The sequence below is a fragment of the Propionivibrio limicola genome, from assembly GCF_009469695.1.
Taxonomy (GTDB): Bacteria; Pseudomonadota; Gammaproteobacteria; order Burkholderiales; family Rhodocyclaceae; genus Propionivibrio; species Propionivibrio limicola.
On record NZ_SSSR01000025.1, the window covers coordinates 18,904 to 44,205 of the forward strand.

Annotated in this window: 24 protein-coding genes; 22 read left to right on the top strand and 2 right to left on the bottom strand. The window is 61.5% G+C overall.

What is annotated here, in order from left to right; genetic code table 11:
* The first annotated feature begins 20 nt into the window (after positions 1–20).
* The 7 genes from GH659_RS13575 to pflA all read left to right on the top strand — a co-directional run bounded on the left by GH659_RS13575 (position 21) and on the right by pflA (position 9,401).
* Complete coding sequence (locus tag GH659_RS13575) at positions 21–941, top strand: calcium/sodium antiporter (RefSeq protein ID WP_153111977.1); 921 nt, start codon at positions 21–23, stop codon at positions 939–941.
* 86 nt (positions 942–1,027) lie between these two features.
* Entirely contained in the window at positions 1,028–1,456 is a 429-nt protein-coding gene (locus GH659_RS13580) for a universal stress protein (RefSeq protein ID WP_153111978.1), read from the top strand.
* A 148-nt stretch (positions 1,457–1,604) separates the two neighbouring features.
* Positions 1,605–3,137 carry a ubiquinone biosynthesis regulatory protein kinase UbiB gene (ubiB, locus tag GH659_RS13585; protein WP_153111979.1) on the top strand — a complete coding sequence of 511 codons (1,533 nt, stop codon included), beginning with the start codon at positions 1,605–1,607 and terminating at the stop codon, positions 3,135–3,137.
* Between the two features lie 61 nt (positions 3,138–3,198).
* Positions 3,199–5,193, top strand: coding sequence for a UvrD-helicase domain-containing protein (locus GH659_RS13590; RefSeq protein ID WP_153111980.1), 1,995 nt, complete (start codon positions 3,199–3,201; stop codon positions 5,191–5,193).
* 107 nt (positions 5,194–5,300) lie between these two features.
* Positions 5,301–6,161: a nitrite transporter NirC gene (nirC, locus tag GH659_RS13595; RefSeq protein WP_153111981.1), complete on the top strand. Its 861-nt coding sequence runs from the start codon at positions 5,301–5,303 to the stop codon at positions 6,159–6,161.
* Between the two features lie 49 nt (positions 6,162–6,210).
* Entirely contained in the window at positions 6,211–8,544 is a 2,334-nt protein-coding gene (pflB, locus tag GH659_RS13600) for a formate C-acetyltransferase (protein WP_153111982.1), read from the top strand.
* Between the two features lie 95 nt (positions 8,545–8,639).
* On the top strand, positions 8,640–9,401 hold the full coding sequence (gene pflA / locus GH659_RS13605) for a pyruvate formate-lyase-activating protein (RefSeq protein ID WP_153111983.1): 762 nt from the start codon (positions 8,640–8,642) through the stop codon (positions 9,399–9,401).
* A gap of 17 nt (positions 9,402–9,418) precedes the next feature.
* Here the strand turns inward: pflA and GH659_RS13610 are convergent, their stop codons facing one another.
* Positions 9,419–9,952 carry a flavin reductase family protein gene (locus tag GH659_RS13610; protein WP_153111984.1) on the bottom strand — a complete coding sequence of 178 codons (534 nt, stop codon included), beginning with the start codon at positions 9,950–9,952 and terminating at the stop codon, positions 9,419–9,421.
* A 154-nt stretch (positions 9,953–10,106) separates the two neighbouring features.
* Between GH659_RS13610 and mutY the strand changes: the two genes are divergently transcribed.
* Positions 10,107–11,228 carry an A/G-specific adenine glycosylase gene (gene mutY / locus GH659_RS13615; RefSeq protein WP_153111985.1) on the top strand — a complete coding sequence of 374 codons (1,122 nt, stop codon included), beginning with the start codon at positions 10,107–10,109 and terminating at the stop codon, positions 11,226–11,228.
* Here the strand turns inward: mutY and GH659_RS13620 are convergent.
* On the bottom strand, positions 11,225–12,952 hold the full coding sequence (locus GH659_RS13620; RefSeq protein ID WP_170285897.1) for a response regulator: 1,728 nt from the start codon (positions 12,950–12,952) through the stop codon (positions 11,225–11,227). The genes mutY and GH659_RS13620 overlap by 4 nt on opposite strands.
* 170 nt (positions 12,953–13,122) lie before the next feature.
* On the opposite strand from GH659_RS13620, the gene mnmG reads away from it, so the two are divergent.
* The 14 genes from mnmG to GH659_RS13690 all read left to right on the top strand — a co-directional run bounded on the left by mnmG (position 13,123) and on the right by GH659_RS13690 (position 25,246).
* Entirely contained in the window at positions 13,123–15,030 is a 1,908-nt protein-coding gene (gene mnmG / locus GH659_RS13625) for a tRNA uridine-5-carboxymethylaminomethyl(34) synthesis enzyme MnmG (protein ID WP_153111986.1), read from the top strand.
* The gene (gene rsmG, locus GH659_RS13630; protein ID WP_153111987.1) at positions 15,027–15,674 is read left to right on the top strand and encodes a 16S rRNA (guanine(527)-N(7))-methyltransferase RsmG; all 648 of its coding nucleotides are present in this window, start codon (positions 15,027–15,029) and stop codon (positions 15,672–15,674) included. The genes mnmG and rsmG overlap by 4 nt, the downstream gene beginning before the upstream one ends.
* Position 15,675: 1 nt before the next feature.
* A complete protein-coding gene (locus tag GH659_RS13635; protein WP_153111988.1) occupies positions 15,676–16,476 on the top strand; it encodes a ParA family protein in 801 nt (266 codons plus the stop codon).
* The gene (locus tag GH659_RS13640; RefSeq protein ID WP_153111989.1) at positions 16,473–17,324 is read left to right on the top strand and encodes a ParB/RepB/Spo0J family partition protein; all 852 of its coding nucleotides are present in this window, start codon (positions 16,473–16,475) and stop codon (positions 17,322–17,324) included. Before GH659_RS13635 ends, GH659_RS13640 begins: the two co-directional genes overlap by 4 nt.
* Positions 17,325–17,573: 249 nt before the next feature.
* Entirely contained in the window at positions 17,574–17,915 is a 342-nt protein-coding gene (locus GH659_RS13645) for an ATP synthase subunit I (protein WP_153111990.1), read from the top strand.
* Positions 17,916–17,917: 2 nt separating this feature from the next.
* Positions 17,918–18,784, top strand: coding sequence for a F0F1 ATP synthase subunit A (gene atpB, locus GH659_RS13650; protein ID WP_153111991.1), 867 nt, complete (start codon positions 17,918–17,920; stop codon positions 18,782–18,784).
* Positions 18,785–18,868: 84 nt separating this feature from the next.
* A complete protein-coding gene (gene atpE / locus GH659_RS13655) occupies positions 18,869–19,117 on the top strand; it encodes a F0F1 ATP synthase subunit C (RefSeq protein ID WP_153111992.1) in 249 nt (82 codons plus the stop codon).
* A gap of 46 nt (positions 19,118–19,163) precedes the next feature.
* Positions 19,164–19,634, top strand: a complete 471-nt coding sequence (locus GH659_RS13660) for a F0F1 ATP synthase subunit B (protein ID WP_153111993.1) — start codon at positions 19,164–19,166, stop codon at positions 19,632–19,634.
* Between the two features lie 5 nt (positions 19,635–19,639).
* Entirely contained in the window at positions 19,640–20,176 is a 537-nt protein-coding gene (locus tag GH659_RS13665) for a F0F1 ATP synthase subunit delta (RefSeq protein ID WP_153111994.1), read from the top strand.
* Between the two features lie 9 nt (positions 20,177–20,185).
* A complete protein-coding gene (gene atpA / locus GH659_RS13670) occupies positions 20,186–21,724 on the top strand; it encodes a F0F1 ATP synthase subunit alpha (protein WP_153111995.1) in 1,539 nt (512 codons plus the stop codon).
* Between the two features lie 17 nt (positions 21,725–21,741).
* Complete coding sequence (atpG, locus tag GH659_RS13675) at positions 21,742–22,614, top strand: F0F1 ATP synthase subunit gamma (protein WP_153111996.1); 873 nt, start codon at positions 21,742–21,744, stop codon at positions 22,612–22,614.
* A gap of 36 nt (positions 22,615–22,650) precedes the next feature.
* A complete protein-coding gene (atpD, locus tag GH659_RS13680) occupies positions 22,651–24,051 on the top strand; it encodes a F0F1 ATP synthase subunit beta (protein WP_153111997.1) in 1,401 nt (466 codons plus the stop codon).
* 12 nt (positions 24,052–24,063) lie between these two features.
* Positions 24,064–24,486 carry a F0F1 ATP synthase subunit epsilon gene (locus GH659_RS13685; RefSeq protein ID WP_153111998.1) on the top strand — a complete coding sequence of 141 codons (423 nt, stop codon included), beginning with the start codon at positions 24,064–24,066 and terminating at the stop codon, positions 24,484–24,486.
* A 253-nt stretch (positions 24,487–24,739) separates the two neighbouring features.
* Positions 24,740–25,246: a COG3014 family protein gene (locus GH659_RS13690; protein ID WP_153111999.1), complete on the top strand. Its 507-nt coding sequence runs from the start codon at positions 24,740–24,742 to the stop codon at positions 25,244–25,246.
* Positions 25,247–25,302: the final 56 nt, after the last annotated feature.

Genomic DNA, 25,302 nt, shown 5'->3' on the forward strand with positions numbered 1-25,302 from the left:
CCCGCCGGCAAGGACCCACGATGAACGATTACGCCGTACTGACCGCAGGGGTTGCTTGCGCCGCCATGGGCGGAGAGCTTTTCGTGCGCGGCGCGATTGGCCTGGCCTTCTGTCTTGGCATCTCGCCGGGCATCGTCGGCGCGACCGTTGCCGCATTCGCCACCTCCAGCCCCGAACTCTCCGTGTCCATCAGCGCCTCATTGGCCGGCCGGCCGCAGATTACGCTGGGCGACGTGCTCGGCAGCAATGTAGTGAACGTCGCCCTGGTTCTGGCGCTGGCCTTGCTCATCGCCGGCATCCACTGCGAGCGCGGCAGCATCAAGCGGGATTTTCCGGTCGCCCTGCTGACGCCGGTCGCGACCGCGATTCTGCTACTGGATGGCGAACTCTCACGGCTCGATGGCGGAATCATGCTGCTGCTGTTCCTGGCCTGGCTTATCGCAGCGATGGCCGAGGCGCGACAACAGCGAAACGAGGCCGGTACCGCGGTCGGCGCGCACCAACTTTGGCAGGTAGCGCTGATCCTTGCCGTCGGGCTCGCCTTCCTGATCGCCGCCGGCCGTCTCATCGTCAGCGGCGCAACGGGCATCGCGCTTTCGTTCGGCGTCTCCGAGTTTGTCATCGGCGCCATCATCGTGGCCGTCGGCACTTCGGTCCCAGAACTAGCGACAACCGTGATTTCGACTCTGCGCGGACACGAGGAAGTCGGGCTCGGAACCGTGCTGGGCAGCAACATTTTCAACGGCTTCTTCATCATGGCGGTCACCGCGCTGATCCACCCCTTTAGCGTCGCCGGGCAGGAGGTTGCCTTCGCGCTGGGACTAGGCGTGCTGGCGCTTGTTTTCGCCTACCCGGACCGGCACGGTTTGATCAGCCGGACGAGGGGAGTTCTGCTACTGTTGTTGTATGCAACCTATGTCACGGTCTTGCTGCAACGTTAAGTACCAAAGCAGAGATTGCCGCACAAAAAGTCTTCCACGCCAACAGGCGGGATCATCAACCACGAAAACTGAGGAGGAGAGCAACCATGACCATGCGCAAGATTCTGATATCCGTGGATGGCTCCGAGCATTCGGATCAGGCCGCCCGTTTTGCGGCAGACTTCGCCAAGGAGCACGGCCCGGTGGAAATTCACCTGGTCAACGTGGAACCCAAACCCATCCCCTGGCAGACGCGCGGAATGGAACCGGAAGCGATCCACGCGCACCTGAAGTCGCTGTGCCATCAGACGATGACATCGGCGCACGACATCCTCAAAGCCGCCGGCGTGCCTTGCCACACCCACGCCAAAATCGGGGATGTCGCCGAAGAAGTCGTAGCCCTTGCCGACAAGCTCGGCTGCGACAGCATCGTCATAGGCACGCGCGGTCTGGGCGCCGTCTCCGGCCTTGCGCTCGGGTCGATCACTCGCAAGGTTCTGCATCTGTCCCAAGTGCCGGTCATCTGCGTGAAGTAACCGGCCTCGCCGGCGCCTTGCCGGCTTCGCAGCGCGACCGTAGCGTCGTGCTGCGAGGTCGTGTCCGTTTTTCGCTCGGGCGGGTGATCGCGGATTCGGGATAAACTCTCGCTTTTGCCTTCTCCCGGCGCCCCGCCACCATTCCTCCATGCACCTTTTTCGTCTGGCCAAAATCCTGAGCGTCGCCCACCGGTTCGGCATCGACGCGATGATCCTCGAACATGAGCCAAGCGGCCGACTGGCAACGGCATGCCGCTGCACGCATCTCTGGCGCAAGTTCGACGAGCCGCGCGCCGTGCGTTTGCGGCGGTTTCTGGAGGAACTGGGGCCGATCTTCGTCAAGTTCGGTCAAGTGCTGTCGACACGCCGTGATCTGCTGCCGCTCGACATCGCCGACGAGTTGGCGAAATTGCAGGATCGCGTGCCGCCGTTCGCGACCGAACTCGTGCACGCGCAGATCGAAGCCGCTTACGGCCGCCCGGCGAGCGAGGTCTTCGCCGAGTTCGACGAAACACCGGTGGCCAGCGCGTCGGTGGCCCAGGTTCACTTTGCCAGGTTGCGCCCGGAGGACGGCGGCCATGAGGTCGCGGTCAAGATCCTGCGCCCGAACATGGAAGGGATCATCGCCCACGACATCGCCTTGCTCGAAACGCTGGCGGGATTGCTCGAGAAACTGTGGTCGGACGGCAAGCGCCTAAAGCCGCGCGAAGTCGTCGCCGAATTTGCCAAGTATCTCTACGACGAGCTCGACCTGATGCGCGAAGCCGCCAACTGTTCGCAGTTGCGGCGCAATTTCAAGGACTCGAAACTGCTGCTGGTGCCGGAAGTCTATTGGGATCAATGCACGACGACGGTGATGGTCATGGAGCGCATGCACGGCGTCCCGATCAGCCAGAACGAGGCACTGGTGGCGGCCGGCATCGATCTGACCGAACTATCGCGCGCCGGGGTCGAAATCTTCTTCACCCAGGTATTCCGCGACGGCTTCTTTCACGCCGACATGCACCCGGGCAACATCTTCGTGGCCATCGAAGGCGAGCACAAGGGCAAGTACATCGCCCTCGATTTCGGCATCGTCGGCACGCTGACCGATACCGACAAGAACTATCTGGCGCAGAACTTTCTCGCCTTCTTCCAGCGCGACTACAAGCGCGTCGCGACGGCGCACGTCGAAGCCGGCTGGGCGCCCGCCGATACGCGCATCGACGAGTTCGAGGCGGCGATCCGCGCCGTCTGCGAACCGATCTTCGACCGGCCGCTGGCCGAAATATCGTTCGGCAAGGTGCTGCTGCGCCTGTTCCAGACCTCGCGCCGCTTCAACGTCGAGATCCAGCCGCAGCTGGTGATGCTGCAAAAGACGCTGCTCAATATCGAAGGACTCGGCCGCCAGCTCGATCCGAACCTCGACCTGTGGAAAACGGCCAAGCCGTTCCTCGAACGCTGGATGAACGAACAACTCGGCTGGCGCGCCTTCGTGCGCGGCGTGAAACAGGAATCCCCGAACTGGCCGCGCACGCTGCCGCAACTGCCGCGTCTCGTGCATCAAGTTCTGGCGCGCGAAAAGTCGGCGCAGCTGGCCCCGATCCTCGCCGATCTCGCGGCCACGCAGCGCTGGCAGAATCGTCTGCTCGGCCTTATAGTCGCATTGCTGCTGGCCCTGCTCGCCGCTCCGTATTTCTGACCCGTATTGCCCTGAGGACGTGCCGAATCGCGGCGCGTCCTCGTCGTTTCTGGTATCCAAGATGTCCGCTTTACTCAATCCCCCGCAGCGCGAAGCCATCCGCTATCTCGACGGCCCGCTGCTCGTACTGGCCGGTGCCGGCTCCGGCAAGACGCGCGTCATCACGCAAAAGATCGCCTATCTGATCGAACAGTGCGGCCTCAAGCCGTCGAACATCGCCGCCATCACCTTCACCAACAAGGCGGCGCGCGAAATGCAGGAGCGCGTCGGTTCGTTGCTCAAGGACAAGCCGGTCGGTCTGACCATTTCGACCTTCCACTCGCTCGGCGTGCGCATCCTGCGCGAGGAAGCGAAGGCGCTCGGCTACAAGCCGCAGTTCTCGATCTTCGACTCGACCGACTGCTACGGCATCATTTCCGACCTCGCCAGCAGCGTGGACAAGGCGACGATCCGCCGCCTGCAGTCGCTGATCTCCAACTGGAAGAACGCGCTCGTCACGCCCGACCAGGCCATGCTGAACGCCGAGAACGACACCGAAACGCTCGCCGCGCGCGCCTATGCGAGCTACGCCGCGACGTTGAAAGCGTATCAGGCGGTCGATTTCGACGATCTCATTTCGCTGCCCGTCGAGCTGTTCTCCCGGCATCCGGAAGTGCTCGAAAAATGGCAGAACCGCCTGCGCTACCTGCTGATCGACGAATACCAGGACACCAACGCCTGCCAGTACCAGATGCTGAAGCTCATCGCCGGGCCGCGCGCCGCGTTCACCGCCGTCGGCGACGACGACCAGGCGATCTACGGCTGGCGCGGCGCCGACGTCGAAAACCTGCGCGGCTTGCCGCGCGATTACCCGAACCTGAAGCTGATCAAGCTCGAACAGAATTACCGCTCGACCGTGCGCATCCTGAAAGCCGCCAACGCGGTGATCGCGCACAATGAAAAGCTGTTCGAAAAGAAGCTGTGGTCCGACCTCGGCATGGGCGACCCGATCACCGTCACCGCCTGCAAGGACAACGAGAAGGAAGCCGAACAGGTCGTCATGAAGCTGCAGGCGCACAAGTTCGAGCACCGCACGAAGTTTTCCGACTACGCCATCCTCTATCGCGGCAACTTCCAGGCACGGGCGCTGGAACAGCACCTGCGCGATCAGAAAGTGCCCTATCTGCTCTCCGGCGGCCAGTCGTTCTTCGACAAGGCCGAGATCAAGGACATCCTCTGCTACCTGCGCCTGCTCGCCAACAGCGACGACGATCCCGCTTTCATCCGTGCCGTGACGACGCCGAAGCGCGGCGTCGGCGGCGCGACGCTCGAGGCGCTCGGCACCTACGCCGGCCAGCGCCACATCTCGCTTTTTGCCGCCGCCTTCGAGGAAGGCTTCGCGCACCGGGTGCAACCGCGCCAGCTCGCACCGCTGCTCGAATTCTGCGAGTTCATCAACCGCTTTGAATACCGCGCCGCCAAGGAACCGGTCGGACAGGTCATGGAAGACCTGCTCGCGGCCATCGGCTACGAAGCCTGGCTGTTCAACGAGGAAGAGCGGCGCGCCGCACAGACGCGCTGGGGCAACGTGCAGGAACTCGTCAAATGGCTGACGACGAAGGGCGAGGAAGACAAGAAGACGCTGCTCGAACTCACGCAGATGATCGCGCTGATCAACATGCTCGACAAACAGGCGGACGGCAACGCGCCCGACGCCGTCCAGCTATCGACACTGCACGCCGCCAAGGGACTGGAGTTCAAGCACGTGTTCCTGATCGGCGTCGAGGAGGGCGTGCTGCCGCACCGCGAGTCGATGGACCCCGTCAAGCTCGAGGAGGAACGCCGCCTGATGTACGTCGGCATCACGCGCGCGCAGCGCTCACTGCACGTCAGCTACAGCGAAAAGCGCAAGCAGGGCAAGGAACTGATCCCCTGCGAGCCGTCGCGCTTCATCAACGAGATGGGCAAGGACGACCTGCGCTTCTCCGGCGGCAAGGCCGACAGCGTCCCGGACAAGGCCAGCGCTTCGGCCAGATTGGCTGCCATGAAAGCCATGCTGTCGGGAAACTCAGGCTAAGGGGAAACACGGATTGCAGAATTTCTGTCCGCTCAAGCTCAAAAAATAACCAAACGGCTGGCAAATTGGTGTAGTGTGCGCGTTTTTTGGATTGCGCGAAATTTTCAATGTACCTGGACACAGTTGACAAGTTTGCGGAACTGGCTGCAAAGAAAGTCAAGTATCAAAAGAAATCCCCCGGCGCCTTCTTCGTTGGCGCCATGATGGCCGGTGCGTATGTCGGCCTCGCCATCATCCTGATCTTCACCCTTGGCAACGACGTCGATCCCGCCTCGCGGCGCCTGGTGATGGGCACCAGTTTCGGCATCGCGCTCACCCTCGTGATCTTCGCCGGTTCGGAGCTTTTCACCGGCTACACCATGTACATGTCGATCGGCTGGCTGCGCGGTCGCACAACGCTCGCCGACCTCTTCCGCCTCTGTTCGATGACCTGGCTCGGCAACCTCGCCGGCGCTCTGCTCGTCTCATCCCTCTTTATCGTATCCGGCGGCGGGAACCTTATTCACGGTTCGGTGCTCTACGACATTGTCGGACACAAAATGCATCCGCCAGCCATCGAAATTTTCGCCAAGGGCATGCTCTGCAACTGGCTGGTTTGTCTGGCGGTGTGGACGACGTCGCGCACAACGAATGATGCGGCTAAATGCTTGCTGATCTTCTGGTGTCTGTTTGCGTTCATCGCCAGTGGATACGAACACAGCGTTGCCAACATGACCGGGCTGACCATTGGAGTTCTCGGTGGAGGCGACTCGACCGTGAATCTGGCCGGTTGGGGTCACAACCTGTTGTGGTCTACGCTGGGCAATGCCACCAGCGGCATCCTGTTCATGGGCGTTGGTTACTGGTACGCCTCACGGCCGTCGATCGACGAATCCGAAGAGGCCGGCAACGGCCAGGACAAAACAGCCGCGCTGGGCATATCCGCCCAGCCGGTTGGCAAAAAGGTTTTTGAAGAAGGCAGCAGCTAAGCGGCACGTCGTGTGCCGGATTTTCTCAACAGAAGGAGGTAACAAAAGAATGGCCAAGGTTGATACAACGACTGGCAAAGCTAAGGTGTCACCAACACCCGATGCGAATTCTGCTACCGCCCCCACGACCGTGCGCGAAAACGCTTGGGAAGGGTTTGAGGCGGGTATCTGGACGAAAGAAATCAACGTCCGCGACTTCATCCAGCGCAACTACACGCTTTACACGGGCGACAGTTCATTCCTGACGCCGGCTACCGAACGGACGTCGAAGGTCTGGCAGAAGGTGCTCGACCTCTACAAGCAAGAGCGTGATAACGGCGGGGTACTCGACGCCGATACCAAGATTGTCAGCAACATCGCGACACACGCTGCCGGCTACATCGACCGCGATCTGGAAAAGATCGTCGGCGTGCAAACCGACAAGCCGCTCAAGCGCTCCCTCATGCCTTACGGCGGCATCCGCATGGCCGCCAACGCGCTGGAATCCTACGGCTACAAGATCGACCCCGAAGTTGAGAAGTTCTTCCACGAAAATCGCCGCACGCATAACGACGGCGTATTCGACGCTTACACCGACGAAATGCTGCGCGCCCGCAGTTCCGGGATCATCACCGGCCTGCCCGACGCCTATGGCCGCGGCCGCATCATCGGCGACTACCGCCGCGTCGCCCTGTACGGCCTCGATCACCTTGTCGCCGACAAGAAAACGCAGAAAACCGAGCTGCGCCTGGACGTCATCGACGGCGACGCCATCCGTCTGCGCGAAGAGTTGTCGCAGCAAATCGCTGCGCTCGAAGAGTTGCGCCAGATGGCACTGAGCTACGGTTTCGACATCTCGAAACCGGCCACGACCGCTCAGGAAGCGATCCAGTGGACCTACCTCGCGTACCTCGCCGCGATCAAGGAACAGAACGGCGCCGCCATGTCGATCGGCCGCGTCAGCACCTTCCTCGACATCTACATCGAGCGCGACATGCGCGAAGGCCTGCTCAGCGAAGAGGAAGCGCAAGAGCTGATGGACGACCTCGTCATCAAGCTGCGCATGGTCCGCTTCCTGCGTCCGCCCGAGTACAACGAGCTGTTCTCCGGCGATCCGGTATGGGTCACCGAGGCAATCGGCGGCGTTGGCATCGACGGCCGTCCGCTCGTCACCAAGAGCAGCTTCCGCGTCCTGCACACGCTGACCAACCTCGGCCCGGCACCGGAACCGAACCTGACCGTTCTCTGGTCGCAACAATTGCCGCAAGGCTTCAAGGACTACTGCGCCTCGCAGTCGATCGAAACCAGCGCCATCCAGTACGAAAGCGACGATCTGATGCGTCCGTACTGGGGCGATGACTACGCCATCGCCTGTTGCGTGTCGGCGATGCGTGTCGGCAAGCAGATGCAGTTCTTCGGCGCCCGCGTCAATCTGGCCAAGGCTCTGCTGTACGCGATCAACGGCGGCCGCGATGAAAAGAGCGGCAAGCAAATTGCCCCGGCCTTTGCCCCGATCACGTCGGACGTTCTCGACTACAACGAAGTCTTGGGCCGCTACGAGATCATGCTCGACTGGCTGGCCAGAACGTATGTCAACGCGCTCAACGTCATCCACTACATGCATGACCGCTACGCCTATGAGCGTATCGAAATGGCGCTGCACGACACGAACATCCTGCGCACGATGGCCTGCGGCATCGCCGGTCTCTCGGTCGTCGCCGATTCGCTGTCGGCGATCAAGCACGCCAAGGTCCATGTCATCCGCGACGAAAGCGGCCTGGCCGTCGATTACCGGATCGAAGGCGAATATCCGGCGTTCGGCAACGACGACGACCGCGTCGACGATATCGCCACCTCGCTGGTCAAGAACTTCATGGAGAAGTTGCGCCACCATCCGACCTACCGCAACGCGATGCATACCCAGTCCGTGCTGACCATCACCTCGAACGTGGTATACGGCCAGAAGACCGGCAACACGCCGGACGGCCGCAAGGCCGGCGAGCCGTTCGCACCGGGTGCCAACCCGATGCACGGCCGCGACAAGAAGGGAGCGCTCGCTTCCATGCGTTCGGTCGCCAAGATCAACTACGAGCATGCTCAGGACGGTGTTTCCTACACCTTCTCGATCGTGCCGAAGGCACTTGGCAAGACGCCGGAAGAACGCGTCACCAACATGGTCGGCATGCTCGACGGCTACTTCGGCGACGGCGGCCAGCACATCAACGTGAACGTATTCACGCGTGAAACGCTGCTCAAGGCCATGGCGCATCCGGAGGAGTATCCGCAACTGACCGTGCGCGTCTCCGGCTACGCCGTCAACTTCATCAAGCTGACGCGCGAGCAACAGCTGGACGTCATCAACCGCACCTTCCACGAAAAGATCTGCGGCAGCACCCTTTCGTAAGCGTTTGAGAAGTCCGTAAAAGGCGGACCGGAACCGGCAACAGACCATGCCGCGACCGGTCCGCCTTTCTTTTTTGCAGAGACCGGAGTACTCCCATGAAAATTCAGTCCCGTCCGCGCCAAGCGGCGTCTGTGGACGGCTACATCCATTCTGTCGAAACGCTGGGGACCGTCGACGGCCCCGGCGTCCGCTACGTCGTTTTCACGCAGGGCTGCCCGCTGCGCTGTCTTTACTGCCACAACCCCGACAGCCTGAAGATGAAGAACGGGCGCCTCGTCAGTTCGCATGCACTCCTCGACGACATCCAGAAAACCGCCGATTTCCTGAAACGCGCCAACGGAGGCGTCACCATCAGCGGCGGCGAGCCGCTCGTTCAGCCCGAATTCGTCGCCGCCATCCTGCGCGGCTGCAAGGAAATGGGGCTGCATACGGCGCTCGACACGAGCGGCTATCTCGGCTCACGGGCCACCGACGAGATGCTCGCCGACACCGATCTCGTGCTGCTCGACATCAAGTCTTTCGATCCGGCCACCTACCGCCGCGTCACCGGCGTCGATTTGCAGCCGACGCTCGATTTCGCCAAACGCCTGGAAAGTCTCGGCCGCAAGATGTGGATCCGCTTTGTGCTGGTACCGGGGCTCACCGACGCCCCGGCCAACGTCGAAGGCTTGGCCGATTTCGTCGCCTCGCTCAAAGGGGTGGAACGCGTCGAAGTCGCCCCGTTCCACAAGCTCGGCGAATTCAAGTGGAAGGAACTGCAAATGCGCTACGAGCTGTCCGACACCAAGCCGCCGACACCGGAAGCCATCGAACGCGTCCATCGCATCTTTGCCTCGCGCGGCCTGACCGTCGTCTGAGCGCCGGCCCGGCTCAATCAGGCGGCGTCGAGACGACGATAACGCCCTTGATGAAAAACGAGCGGCGCTTCCGCCTCACCGAGCGAAAAACGCTCAACGCGTCCGACGAAGATGAGGTGGTCGCCGCCCGGATAATGCGCTTCGCTGACGCACTCGAACCAGGCACAACAGCCTGCGAATAGCGGTGCGCCGCTCAGGCCGGGATTCCAAGGTAGGTCGTCAAAGCGCTTTTCGCGACGCGAGGCGAAACGGTCCGACAAGGGCTGCTGGTCGGCTGCCAGCACATTGACAGCGTAATGGCGGGCACCTCGAAAGGCCTCCAGATTCGGCGAATTGACGTCGAGGCTCCAGAGAATCAGCGGTGGATCGAGCGAAACGGAATTGAACGAACTGATCGTCACGCCGATCGGCTGTCCGCCATCATCCAGCGCGGTAAGCACGGTAACGCCCGTGGCAAACGCCCCCAGCGCGGCGCGAAACTCGCGACGCAAAGCGTCCTTGTTTTCCTGCTCATTGCTCTGGCTGTTCTGGTGTTTTCCGTTGCTGTCCATGACGATTCGTTCCAGTGAGGTTGTAAGAGATACGTGAGGCAAAAAGGCCGGGCAAGCCGAAAAGGCCGATAAGATCGATTCGCCCCCGGGAAGTTCAGAAACGGAGAAAATTGTGCGCGAAAAGCAGACTGCGATGAAAGAGCAAGGCATACAAATGATGACCGAACGAGATTCGGGAGCGCCAACAGCGCGCCCTCGCAGTTTTGCAGAACAGATCATCGACTGGCAACGCCATCTCGGCCGCCATGATCTACCCTGGCAAAACACGCGCGACGCCTACCGCATCTGGCTCTCCGAAATCATGCTGCAGCAGACGCAGGTCGCTACCGCCATCCCCTACTACACCCGCTTTCTCGAACGCTTTCCCGATGTCGGAGCTCTCGCCGCCGCGCCTGTCAACACCGTCCTCGAACACTGGGCCGGCCTCGGTTACTACGCCCGGGCGCGCAACCTGCACCGCTGCGCGCAGACCATCGTCTACGAACATGGCGGCCGATTCCCGGTCGATCCGACCAGGCTGGCCGCACTGCCGGGCATCGGCCGCTCGACCGCAGCGGCGATCAGCGCCTTTGCCTACGGCACGCGCGCCGCCATTCTCGACGGCAACGTCAAGCGCGTGCTCGCCCGCTGTTTCGGCATCGATGGTTTTCCGGGCACCGCGAAGATCGAAAAAGAGATGTGGGCACTTGCCGAATCGCTGCTGCCAGCGACGCGCATCGAAGCCTATACGCAAGGGCTGATGGACCTCGGCGCCTCGGTCTGCTCGCGCACCAAGCCGGCCTGCACCATTTGCCCGCTGGCCGGAGGCTGTATCGCCTGCCGCGACGGCCGCCAGCAGGAATTGCCCACGCCGAAGCCGAAAAAGCTTTTGCCCGAACGCGAAACGCACGTGTTCATTCTCTCCGACGGGCAACATGTCCTGCTCGAACGCCGCCCACCGCTCGGCATCTGGGGCGGCTTGCTGGCCCTGCCCGAAATCGGCCACGACCGCCCGCCGGAATCACTCAGCGCCTGGAACGAAGCGGCCGCCGCGTTCGCCGGTCGCCACAATGCACAACTGCTTCGTACGCGCGAACTGCCGCCGCTGCGCCACACCTTCTCGCATTTTCATCTGACCATCCGGGCGCTCTATTGCGCGATCGAGCGGCAAATGCCGTCAGCCGCCGAGTCCGGCCGGGAATGGCTACCCTGCGACGCCATCGGCACGGCCGCGCTGCCCCCACCGCTGCGCCGCCTACTGCAAGCCGCACTGACACCCGACAACAGCCCGAACTAGGTCGTCTTCGGTTCGGCCGCACCGCGCCCGCCGCCCGGCACCACCTCGATGCCGTACTTGCGGGCCACCTGGAAGTAGAGCTCGCGCGCCGAGATGATCTTCGGGTTGCGCTCTTCCTTGGCCTGCGCCAGCTGCAGGTAACGCAGGCCACGCAGGGCGAGTTCCTCGTTCCAGCCCTTGCGCGCCAGGAGCGTGAAGATGGCCTTCGCGGCATTGACCAGGAATTGCACGTTGGGCACCCGCTCGGCCGCTTCGATCAGCATCTGCACCGACGCCTCGATGTCGCCGCTGCGCGCCGCGAGCACGCCGCGGTTGTTGAGCGCGACGATCTCGCGCCCGACCTTGGCCAACAAAGCTTGCCCGGCCTCCTCGTTGCCGGTCTTGGCAAAGACGCCCTGAATCTGGGCGATCATGCCGCGGTCTTCGTGATTCTCCGCTGCCACCTGGCTCAGAATCTCCTGCGCCCTGGCCTCCTCGCCAACGGCCAGACAGGCATGCGCCAGATCGACGGAGATCTTCTGCGACAGGCTGTCCTGTTTCTCCGGCGAGTCCTGCAGCGTCTTGTGCAGCGCCAGCGCTTTTTCCAGCGCCTGCTTCGCCTTCGCCGGTTCACCCTCCTGTTCGCAACACAGGCTGTCCATGACCAGCGCCGCCAGTTCGCCTTGCGCGTTACCACGCCACTCTCGGCGCAATTCCTGCGTCACCATGCGCGCCCCTTCCGCGCGCCCCTTGTCGAGCAGCACGCGCGTCAGATTGGTGTAGTCGTCCACGGCGCGCAGCGACGAGCCGCGATGGCGCTCGAGCACCTTGCCGTAGGCGCGCTCGGCGGCATCGAGATCCTCGTTGCGCACGGCAAAGTCACCCACCATGCGCTGGCGCAGCGAATTGTTGGGCGAAATCTCGGCCGCTTTCTGCAGCACCTCCTGCGCCTCCTGCAGCTTGCCCATCTCCTCGCGCACGCTGGCGACAAAATCGTACGCCGCCAGAAATTCGGGGAAATCCTCGATCAGCGCATTGCCGAGCAACTCCGCCTCGGCCAGCTCGTCCTGACCGCGCAGCGCGATGGCCAGCCCCATGCGCGCCCAGGGCACCATCGCCTTTTCGAGCACCTCCTGATAAACCGCTTGCGCCTCGACATAGCGGCCCAGCGAATTGAGAATCTCACCCTTGAAACGCAAGGTGTCGTAATAGAACTGCTCATCGCGACCGAGCAGCGCCTCGCAGGCCGCCAGCGCATCGGTGAAAGCGCCATTGTCGAGATGGGCGAACACCCGTTCGAAAAAGCGTTTCTTGTACAAGGCGCGCAACAGGCGCGTTTGCAGCTGGTCGGCCGTAAACGGCTTGATCAGGTAGTCATCCGGCGCCAGTTCGGCGACGGAAACGACATTGCGGTACGCGCGCTCGGCGGTAATCACCATGTAGACCGTCGACAGCGAGATCATGCGCTTTTGCCGCAACTCCTCCAGCAACTGCTGGCCGTCGCGCCCGTCGTCGAGAATGTAGTCGGCAAAGATGACATCGAACGAAAACGCCTTGACCTGGCGGATTACCTCGGCCGACGAGCCGGCGTTGTGGATCGCCGTGATGCCGAGCGTCGACAGGATGATGCGCAGCGAATGGCGGGCGCTGTTGTGCCGGTCGACGAGCAGCACCCGCAAGCGCGGCAGCTCCTTGTTCAGGCGCTTCATCAGTTCCGAAGAGTCGTTAATGTTGGCGATTCCCATGAACCGCACATTACGCGACAGCGCTTTGCCGATCAAGGTAAAACGGGCCGGCGTCGAGCACCGTCAACGCCCGCCACAAAGCCGCCAAAGCGGCTTGAAACATGTTATTTTTCATGGAATTGGCGTAGAATCCGCATCCCTTCAGCACCTCCGTACGAGACCCCAACCCCATGCAGTATCCCGACCGTTTTGACGTCATCGTCGTCGGTGGCGGCCATGCCGGTACCGAAGCCGCACTTGCCAGCGCGCGCATGGGCGCGAAAACGCTGCTGCTCACGCACAACCTCGACACGCTCGGCGCGATGAGCTGCAACCCATCGATCGGCGGCATCGGCAAGGGGCATCTGGTCAAGGAGGTCGATGCGCTGGACGGCGCAATGGCCGCTGCAACCGACGAGGCCGGCATCCAGTTCCGCATCCTCAATTCCTCCAAGGGGCCGGCGGTGCGTGCAACACGCGCGCAGGCCGACCGCGTGCTCTACCGGCAGGCGATCCGCACCCGGCTTGAGAACCAGCCGAATCTCACGCTGTTCGCGCTGCCCTGCGATGACCTGATCGTCGATGGCGACCGCGTCGTCGGCGCCGTCGCGCAGCATGGCATCCGCTTTTCGGCCGGCGCCGTCGTGCTGACTGCCGGTACGTTCCTGAACGGCAAGATTCACGTCGGCCTGTCGCAATCGACCGGCGGCCGCATGGGTGACATGCCGTCGGTCGCGCTGGCCGCACGTCTGCGCGATCTTGGTCTGCCGATCGGCCGCCTGAAAACGGGAACACCAGCACGCCTCGACGGCAAGACGATCGATTTTTCCGTACTCGAAGAGCAGCATTCCGATGACCCGCTGCCAGTGTTCTCCTTCCTCGGCCACGCCAGCCAGCATCCGCGCCAGTTGCCGTGCTGGGTGACGAACACAAACGAGCGCACGCACGAACTGATCCGCAACAACCTCGACCGTTCGCCGATGTACACCGGCGTCATCGAAGGCGTCGGGCCTCGCTACTGCCCGTCGATCGAAGACAAGATTCACCGTTTCGCGGCAAAAAACAGCCACAACGTCTTCCTCGAACCGGAAGGCCTGACGACGCACGAAATCTACCCGAACGGCATCTCAACAAGTCTGCCGTTCGACGTTCAGCTTGGCATCGTGCGCTCGATGAAGGGACTGGAAAACTGCCACATCCTGCGCCCCGGCTACGCCATCGAATACGACTACCTCGACCCGACCGGCCTGCACGCCTCGCTCGAAAGCAAGGCGCTCAAAGGCCTGTTCTTCGCAGGCCAGATCAACGGCACCACAGGTTATGAAGAAGCCGCCGCGCAGGGCCTGCTCGCCGGCGCCAACGCCGCGCTACAGGTGCAAGGCAAGGAAGCCTGGTCGCCACGCCGCGACGAGGCCTACATCGGCGTCATGGTCGATGACCTGATCACGCGCGGCGTCTCCGAGCCGTACCGGATGTTCACGAGCCGCGCCGAATACCGCCTGAGTCTGCGCGAGGACAACGCCGACATGCGCCTGACCGAGCAGGGCCGCCAGATCGGCCTCGTCGGCGACACCCGTTGGGCGGCTTTCTGCGAGAAGCGCGAAGCGATCGCCCGCGAGCAGGAGCGACTGAAATCGACCTGGGTTCATCCGGCCAAGGTCAACATGGACGACGTGACGCGCGTGCTCGGCAAGCCGATCGAGCGCGAGTACTCGCTGTACGACCTGCTGCGCCGGCCGGGCGTGAGCTACGCCAGCCTGACGACATTGCAGGTTGGCGAGGAGACCGCCAACGTTGCCATAACCGACCCGCTCGTCGTCGAGCAGATCGAGATTCAGGCCAAATATCAGGGCTACATCGACCGCCAGCTCGAAGAGGTCGAAAAAAGCCGCGCCTACGAGGACACACGTCTGCCCGAGTCGATGGACTACAGCCAGATCAGCGGCCTGTCGAACGAAATCCGGCAAAAGCTCAGCCATCACCAGCCGGAAACGATCGGCCAGGCATCGCGCATTCAGGGCATGACGCCGGCGGCGATTTCGATCCTGCTCGTTCATCTCAAGCGTAAAGCGCTCGAAGCGGCGCCTGGCAACCCATGACGCAAGCCGAACAACTCGATCAGGGGCTAGCCGCCATGGGCGTGAATTTGCCGGCAGAGGCCAAGGAAAAACTGCTCGCCTACGTGGCGCTGCTCTACAAGTGGAACAAGACCTTCAGCCTCACGGCGATGCGCGAACAGGAAAAGGCCGTCAGCCACCATCTGCTCGACTCGCTGGCCATCCTGCCTTACGTCCCGACGGGCAGCCTGCTCGACGTCGGCAGCGGCGGCGGCATGCCGGGGATTCCGCTGGCGATTGTCCGGCCGGAACTCAAGGTCACGCTCATCGACAGCAATTCGAAGAAGACGGCCTTTCTGCAGCAGGCGGCCATCGAGCTCGGCTTGAAGAATGTCAGCGTCCATAGCGGGCGGGTCGAGCAGTACCAGCCCGCCGTCGGCTTTGCCGCGATCACCTCGCGCGCCTTTTCGGAATTGTCCGATTTTGTCACGCTGTCGCATCATTTGCTGGCGGCGGATGGCGTCTGGCTGGCGATGAAGGGCGTCTGGCCGCATGACGAAATTGCGCGCCTGCCAGCCGATGTGCAAGTCGAGGCGGTGCACGCGCTGGCCGTGCCGGGCGTCGACGGCGAGCGCCATCTCGTCGTCCTGAAAAAAGCCGGTGCAGAAGAAACCACGGAGAGTTGAGTTGACGAAAATACTCGCGGTAACGAACCAGAAGGGCGGCGTCGGCAAGACGACGACGGCCGTCAATCTGTCGGCATGTCTGGCGGCGCTCGGCCAGCGCGTGCTGATGATCGACCTCGATCCGCAGGGCAATGCCACGACCGGCTGCGGCGTGCTCAAGCGCGAAGCGCTGCCCACCGTCTACCAGATCCTGATCGGCCGCTCGACGCTCAACGACGCGCGCATCCGCACCGATTTCGGCTTCGACATCCTGCCCGCCAACCGCGAACTGGCCGGCGCCGAGGTCGACCTGGTCGGCATCGAAGGCCGCGAATACCGGCTGCGCGACGCGCTGGCGCCGGTGCTCGGCGACTACGATTTCATCCTGATGGATTGCCCGCCGGCGCTGAACATGCTGACCGTCAACGGACTGGTTGCCGCGCAGGCGGTCATGATTCCGATGCAATGCGAGTACTACGCGCTGGAGGGGCTGACCGATCTCGTCGCCACGCTGAAGAAAGTGCGCGCCCACCTCAACCGCGAGCTCGAAATCGAAGGCTTGCTGCGCACCATGTTCGACCCGCGCTCGACGCTGACACAGCAAGTGTCGGCCGAACTGATCGAGCACTTTGGCAGCAAGGTCTATCGCACAATGATCCCGCGCAACGTGCGCCTGGCCGAAGCCCCATCCTACGGCAAGCCGGTCATTGCCTTCGACCGCCAGTCGCGGGGCGCGCAAGCCTATTCGGCGCTGGCGCAGGAGATTCTCGACCGCCGTGACGGCGTTGTTCGCCCAGCCGCCGAGCAGGGAGTGCCGGCATGAAAAAACTCAAAGGGCTTGGCCGCGGCCTCGACGCCCTGCTGGCCGGCAACGATTCGCAGAACAAGGATCAGCAGCGCAGCCTGTCGGTGACTAGCCTGCAACCGGGCAAATATCAGCCGCGCACGCAGATGGACCTCGGCTCGCTTGAGGAACTGGCGGCATCGATTCGCGCCCAGGGGCTGATGCAACCCGTCCTCGTACGCCCCTTGGGAGACGGCCTGGGCGAGGACCGCTACGAAATCATCGCCGGCGAACGCCGCTGGCGGGCTGCGCAAATGACCGGCCTGACCGAAGTGCCCGCCCTGATCCGCGAGATTCCCGACGAATCGGCGCTCGCCATGGCGCTGATCGAAAACATCCAGCGCGAAAACCTCAATCCGCTGGAAGAGGCCCAAGGGCTGCAACGTCTGATCGACGAATTCTCGATGACGCACCAGCAAGCCGCCGATGCCGTCGGGCGCTCGCGTCCGGCTGCCTCCAACCTGCTGCGCCTGCTGCAATTGGCCCCGCCGGTGCAGGAACTCCTGATGCGCGGCGCCATCGACATGGGCCACGCCCGCGCCCTGCTGCCGCTCGCCGTGCCGCTGCAGGTTCAGCTGGCCCAGCACATCGCCGACAAGGGGCTCTCGGTACGCGAAGCCGAACGCCTGGCCCAGCAAGCCTTGAAGCCGCCGAAACCACAGGAAGCGAAAAAACCTGACCGCGACGTTCTTCGCCTGCAGGAAGAGTTGTCAGACTTGCTGGGCGCTACGGTTGAAATCCGGACGAACAAGCGCGGATCGGGCAAGATCGCGATCGAATTCGGCAATCTCGATCAACTGGAAGGCATTCTCCAGCGCTTCCGCTGACCGCTCGGATCACACCATTCCCCAAGGCCCGGCAACAGGAATGTCGCCGGGCTTTTTTCCGCCCGGCCGCCAACAACCCATTGACATATCGCGGGCAAATACGGCGCGACCAAAACAGAGGGGTGCGAATTGCGGCCTGAAAATTCATTTATTGCGTAGCGCAATGCAAAAAACGATGACTTTATAAAAATTGGCAAAAAACACACAATCAGCCCTTCCTGCTGAATTTTTTTTCATTGCGGTGCCTAAATGCTCAGAGCTATTCTGTTTCAAGTTGTTGCAACAATAATTGCAGCGGCAGTGGCCGGACTCCTTAAAGGAGCGCCCGGCGCGATCTCGGCGATAGTAGGTGGAATGTGCTGCGTTCTTCCCAATGGACTATTCGCGCTGCGCCTGAGATCGATCAACACTCGCCCGGGGGCGTCTTATCCCCTGAATTTTTTTCTTGGTGAAATCATCAAGATTGTTGCGACAGTTTCGCTGCTTTATCTGGTGGGTAAGAATTTTGCCGATCTGCATTGGCCTTCCATGCTGATCGGCCTGGGGCTTGCTTTGCAAGCGGGATTTCTGGCTTTCTTGAAAAAATCTTGAATATGGCTACAGGTCACGAGGCAGCAACAAACGCTCCAAACGCCGGCGAATACGTCGTGCACCATCTGACCCAGTTGAACACGACCGGGCATGCGCAATCATCGATTGTGGATTTCAGTGTCCTCAACGTGGACACGATATTTTTCTCGATCCTGACCGGCATCGTCGGCTTGTATTTCATGTGGCGCATCGCCCGAGGGGCCACCTCCGGCGTTCCCGGACGCGCCCAGGCCGCCCTCGAAATCCTGCTCGAAATGGTCGCCAACCAGGCCAAGTCGATTGTTCACAGCGAACAATCCCGGCGTTACGTCGCCCCCTTGGCGCTGACGGTCTTCGTCTGGGTCTTCCTGATGAACTCGATGGACTTCCTGCCCGTCGATCTGCTGCCGATGATCTGGCAGAAAATCACCGGCAATCCGCACGCCTTCCTGCGCGTTGTGCCAACCGCCGACCTCAACGGCACGCTCGGCATGTCGCTTGGCGTATTGCTGCTCTGCTTCTGGTACAACGTCAAGGTCAAGGGCTTCGGCGGCTGGGTGCATGAGCTGTTCACTGCACCGTTCGGCAACCACCCGTTGCTCTATCTGCCGAATTTCCTGATGCAGGTCATCGAGTTCATCGCCAAGACCGTCTCGCACGGCATGCGGCTGTTCGGCAACATGTACGCCGGCGAACTCGTCTTCCTGCTGATCGCCCTGATGGGGGCCGCTTTCGGCGGCTCCGCGCTGGCCGGCCCGTTGCTGTGGATCGGCCACGTCGTCGCCGGCACGGGCTGGGCGCTTTTCCACATCTTCATCGTCACCTTGCAGGCCTTCATTTTCATGATGCTGACGCTGGTCTATATCGGCCAGGCGCACGAAGGGCACTAAACCGATTTATTCGATTTCACGCTTTGTAGTTCGTTTTTTTCAACTGGTTCAACTGGTAGTAGCAATTCAATTTAAGGAGTGGTTATGGAAACTGTTCTCGGCAATGTTGCGCTCGCTTGCGGTCTGATCATCGGCCTCGGGGCTATTGGGGCATGTATCGGTATCGCACTGATGGGTGGCAAGTACATCGAAGCCTCCGCACGCCAGCCTGAGCTGATGAATGAGCTGCAAACGAAAATGTTCATGCTGGCCGGTCTGATCGACGCGGCCTTCCTGATCGGTGTCGGTATCGCCATGATGTTCGCCTTCGCCAACCCGTTTGTCGCTGGCTAATCGCTGACTGGCATTTCGTACACCCACACGCAGAGGGAAGATAACCGTGAATCTGAACTCAACACTGGTTGCCCAGCTCGTTGTGTTCTTCATTCTGGCGTGGTTCACGATGAAATTCGTGTGGCCACCCATCATGAAGGCACTCGACGAGCGGGCCGCCAAAATTGCCGAAGGTCTTGCTGCAGCCGAGCGCGGCAGGCAAGACCTCGATCTGGCCTCCAAGCGTTCGGCGGACGTACTGCGCGATGGCAAGACCAAGGCATCCGAAATCGTCCTGCAGGCCGAAAAGCGGGCACATCAAATCATCGATGAAGCCAAGGCACAGGCGCGGATCGAAGCCGAAAAGGTGATCGCCGAAGCGAAGGTCGACATCGAGCACGAAGCCATGCGCGCCAAGGAAGCCTTGCGCGAACGCGTGGCCGAGCTGGCGGTAGCCGGCGCGGAAAGAATTCTGCGCCGCGAAATCGATGCCAAGGTTCATGCCGATCTGCTGGCAACGATCAAACAGGACCTGTAACGCTTATGTCCGACTTCATCACCACCGCCCGACCCTATGCGCAGGCGCTCTTCCGCCTCGCGCAGGAGAACCAGACGCAGGAGCTCTGGCAAAAGCGTCTGCAGCGGCTGGCGCTGATTGCGGAGGACAAGGAGATTGCAGGACTTCTTGGCAATCCGGGAATTTCAGCCAGCCAGCTTGCTGAACTGTTTCTTTCATTGACCGACGAGCCGGACGACAAGGAACTCGCCACGTTCATCTCCTTGCTGGCCGAGAATGAGCGTTTCGACTCCCTGCCGGAAATGCTGAAGGTCTATGAGCGCCTGAAGCGCATCGAAGAAGGTGTCAGGCGCGTGGTCATCGCGACCGCCTTTCCGCTCGAACAAAAGCAACTTGACGACCTGCTGGCCCAGCTCGAATCGCATTTCGGCCACAAGCTCCAGCCCACCATCGAGGTGGATCCTGAACTGATTGGCGGGATCAAGGTGTCGTTCACCGACCGCGTGATCGACATTTCCGTGCGCAGCAAACTCGATGCAATGGCCGCGGCGCTCAAGAATTAGGAGAAATAAATGCTGTTGAATCCTTCCGAGATCAGCGAACTGATCAAGAACAAGATTCAGAAACTGGACGTCGGCGCCGAGAACCGCACGCAAGGAACGGTCGTTTCGGTCACTGACGGCATCTGCCGCATCTACGGTCTGGTCGATGTCATGCAGGGCGAAATGCTCGAATTCCCGGGCGGCACCTTCGGCATGGCGCTGAACCTTGAGCGCGACTCGGTCGGCGCCGTCGTGCTCGGCGAATATGGCCACATCGTCGAAGGCGACACGGTCAAGGCCACTGGCCGCATTCTCGAAGTCCCGGTCGGGCCGGAACTGCTCGGCCGCGTCGTCAACTCGCTCGGCCAGCCGATCGACGGCAACGGCCCGATCAACGCCAAGCTGACCGACAAGATCGAAAAAGTGGCGCCGGGTGTCATCTGGCGCAAGTCCGTTTCGCAGCCGGTGCAGACCGGCCTCAAGTCGATCGATTCGATGGTGCCGATCGGCCGCGGCCAGCGCGAACTGATCATCGGCGACCGGCAGACCGGCAAGACGGCGGTCGCGGTCGACGCGATCATCAACCAGAAGGGCAAGAACCTCATCTGTATCTACGTGGCGATCGGGCAAAAAGCCTCGACCGTCGCCAACGTCGTGCGCAAGCTCGAAGAACACGGCGCGCTCGAATACACGATCATCGTTGCCGCCACGGCCGCCGAGTCGGCCGCCCTGCAATACATTGCCCCGTACGCCGGCTGCACGATGGGCGAATACTTCCGCGATCGCGGCCAGGATGCGCTGATCATTTATGACGATCTGACCAAACAGGCCTGGGCCTATCGCCAGGTGTCGCTGCTGCTGCGCCGTCCGCCGGGTCGCGAAGCCTATCCGGGCGACGTCTTCTACCTGCATTCGCGCCTGCTTGAACGCGCCGCCCGCGTGAACGAAGAGTATGTAGAGAAGTTCACCAACGGCGAAGTGAAGGGTAAGACGGGTTCCTTGACCGCCCTGCCGGTGATCGAAACGCAGGCTGGCGACGTTTCCGCCTTCGTTCCGACCAACGTCATCTCGATCACGGACGGCCAGATCTTCCTCGACACCGACCTGTTCAACTCCGGCGTGCGCCCGGCTATCGACGCCGGTATTTCCGTATCGCGCGTCGGTGGCGCGGCGCAAACCAAGATCATCAAGAAGCTCGGCGGCGGCGTTCGTCTCGCCTTGGCCCAGTACCGCGAACTGGCGGCCTTTGCCCAGTTTGCTTCCGACCTCGATGAAGCGACGCGCAAACAGCTTGACCGTGGGCGTCTGGTCACCGAGCTCATGAAGCAGCCCCAGTATTCGCCGCTGACCGTGGCCGAAATGGCCGTCACGCTGCACGCGATCAACAAAGGGCTGTTCGACGATGTCGAAGTGAAAAAGGCGCTCGAAACCGAGAAACAGATGCACGCCTACATCAAGCAACAGCATGCCAGCCTCGTCGACACGATCGAAGCTAAAAAGGATCTTGATGCCGAGACTGAGCAGGCGCTCACCAAGGCCATCGAGGAGTTCAAGGCCACGCAGGCCTGAGCGACCGGGAGATCGAGATGGCGAGCGGCAAGGAAATTCGCAACAAGATCAAGAGCGTCGAAAGCACGCGCAAGATCACCAAGGCCATGGAGATGGTGGCCGCATCGAAAATGCGCAAGGCGCAGGATCGGATGCGTGCGGCGCGTCCCTATGGTGACAAGATTCGGCGCGTGGCGGGAAACCTCTCGCACGCCCTGACCGACTACTCGCACCCGTTCATGGAAGTCCGTCCGGAGCAGAAATCGGTGGGTCTGATCGTCGTCACCTCCGACAAGGGCTTGTGCGGCGGCCTCAACACCAACATCCTGCGTCTGGCCCTGAACCGGATGAAGGAATGGGATGCCGAAGGCAAGAAGCTGCAGGTCACCGCCATCGGCAGCAAGGGTTTCAGCTTCATGGCCCGGGCGGGTGCGACCATCGTTTCGCACCTGAGCGGAAGCGGACTCGGTGACACGCCGCGCATGGACAAACTGATCGGCCCGGCAAAGGTGCAGATCGATGCCTACCTCAACGGCGAGATCGACGTTCTGTACATCGCCTACACCCGCTTCATCAATACCATGAAGCAGGAACCGGTCATCGAACAGCTCCTGCCGCTTTCCGGCGATCTGGTGGGAAGCACCACCGCCAACCGCTGGGATTACGTCTACGAACCGGACGCCAAATCGGTCATCGATGATCTGCTGCTGCGCTACGTTGAAGCCGTGCTCTACCAGTCGGTCGCCGAAAACATGGCGTCCGAGCAAAGCGCGCGCATGGTGGCCATGAAATCGGCTTCGGATAACGCCAAGAACGTGATTGGTGAACTGAAGCTGATCTACAACAAGGCCCGTCAGGCCACGATCACCAAGGAACTTTCGGAAATTGTCGGCGGCGCCGCAGCTGTCTGACCACGCGAACCAACCGTATTGATTGAGGAAACGACGATGAGTCAAGGAAAGATTGTTCAATGTATTGGCGCCGTGGTGGATATCCAGTTCCCGCGCGACACCATGCCCAGGGTTTACGACGCACTATTGCTCGACAAAGCCGAGGAACACGACGGCTGTGAAGCCGATCTGACGTTCGAAGTACAGCAACTGTTGGGCGACGGCATCGTGCGCACGATCGCCATGGGCTCCTCCGATGGCTTGCGGCGCGGCATGGCGGTCAACAATACCGGCGCCCCGATTTCGGTGCCGGTCGGCGAAGCGACCATCGGCCGTATCGTCAACGTGCTGGGCCGTCCGATTGACGAAGCCGGCCCGATTGGAACGGAAGAGCGCCGAGCCATCCACCAGGTAGCACCGAAGTTCGACGAACTGTCCCCGTCGGTGGAACTACTCGAAACCGGCATCAAGGCCATCGACCTGATCTGCCCGTTCGCCAAGGGCGGCAAGGTCGGCCTGTTCGGCGGAGCTGGCGTCGGCAAGACCGTCAACATGATGGAACTGATCAACAACATCGCCAAGCAGCACGCCGGTCTGTCGGTATTTGCCGGCGTCGGCGAACGCACCCGCGAGGGCAACGACTTCTACCACGAGATGAAGGAGTCGAACGTTCTCGACAAGGTGGCGATGGTGTTCGGCCAGATGAACGAGCCGCCGGGCAACCGCCTGCGCGTCGCGCTGACCGGACTCACCATGGCCGAGCGCTTCCGCGACGAAGGCCGCGACATTCTGTTCTTCGTCGACAACATCTACCGCTACACGCTGGCCGGGACCGAAGTCTCCGCGCTGCTCGGCCGAATGCCTTCCGCCGTGGGTTACCAGCCGACGCTGGCCGAAGAAATGGGCCGCCTGCAGGAGCGCATCACCTCGACCAAAATCGGTTCGATCACCTCGATCCAAGCCGTGTATGTGCCAGCCGATGACTTGACCGACCCGTCGCCGGCCACCACCTTCCTGCACCTCGACTCGACCGTCGTTCTGTCGCGCGACATCGCCGCCCTGGGCATCTACCCGGCAATCGATCCGCTCGACTCGACGTCGCGCCAGCTCGATCCGCAGGTCGTCGGCGAAGACCATTATTCGGTCGCCCGCGCCGTGCAAATGACGCTGCAGCGCTACAAGGAACTGCGCGACATCATCGCCATTCTCGGCATGGACGAACTCTCGCCCGAAGACAAACTGGTCGTCTACCGCGCGCGCAAGATTCAGCGCTTCCTGTCGCAGCCGTTCAGCGTCGCCGAAGTCTTTACCGGCACGCCGGGCAAGTACGTGCCGCTCGCCGAAACCATCAAGGGCTTCCGGATGATCGTCGAAGGCGAGTGCGACAGCATTCCGGAACAGGCCTTCTACATGGTGGGCAGCATCGCGGAAGTGTTCGAGAAAGCCAAAACGCTTTAATCAGGAACGGACATGCCACTTAGAGTTCATGTTGATGTCGTCAGCGCCGAGGAACTGATCTTCTCCGGTGAGGCGGAATTTGCCGTGTTCCCCGGTGAAGCCGGCGAACTCGGCATTTACCCGCGCCACACGCCACTGCTGACCCGCGTCAAGCCGGGCGCCATCCGGCTAAAAATACCCGACCGCAACGAATACGAGCTCGTTTATGTGTCGGGCGGCATCCTTGAAGTTCAGCCCACGCTGATTACATTGCTCGCCGACACGGCGATTCGCGCCAAGAGTCTGGACGAAGCCGAAGCGCTCAAGGCCAAACAACAGGCCGAAGAAGCCGCCAAGCTGCAGCAAACCGACGTCAATTACGCAGCGGCCGAAGCGGAACTCGCCAAATCGATCGCGCAGTTGCAGACCATCAAGAAGGGCCGGGGAGGCCACTAGCTTTTCTCTCACCCGCAGCGAAAAAGCCGCCTTCCCAGGCGGCTTTTTCGCTTTTGAGGCATTCAGAAGCGCGAGGCATTGACACGTTTCGGCGTTGTATCCAAACCACGCCAAAAGTGACAAAAGCATCACTATTCGCCTTCGTCATTTCCATAATGGATAACAATTCCATAAAATCGTGCGGTTTCGGCACCATGCATCTTCTGATCCCGAATGGAGCCCCCCCCCTTTCCCTAACCTGATTCCGGACACCATGAATCAAAAAATCCTAACCGCGACGCTTTTGTCCGCTTCAATCCTCGCTGGCTGCGCCGGCAATCCGATGCGCCAATACGACGGTGAGTTGAAGGAGACCGTCTCGCTCGTTAAGACTGGTTCAGTTAAACAAGCGGTCAACGTACTGGACAAGAACAATGAGCCCGGCCTGATCACCAAGGACAAGGACATTCTTTATTACCTTGAGAAAGGCCAGCTGCTCACCCTCGACAGTCAGTATGCCGGGGCTCGCGACTCCTGGCTCAAGGCCGATGAGGTCGTGCGCGAATGGGAAGAAAGCGTGAAGACGGACCCGGCGAAGGTCATCGGCGACATCGGCAGCTTCCTGATCAATGACAAGACGCGCCGTTACGACGGACAGGATTACGAGAAGGTCATGCTGTCGACCGACCTGACCCTTGTCAACGGCGATTCAAAACTGATACAGATTTTTGTTGGGCAGCGATTCAAAACTGACACACCCCGGACACTTCATTTGCGCTGATCGCGTTGCCGAGAGGGAGGGGCGAAGGCCCGACCGGAAGGCGGCGCGATCAGCGC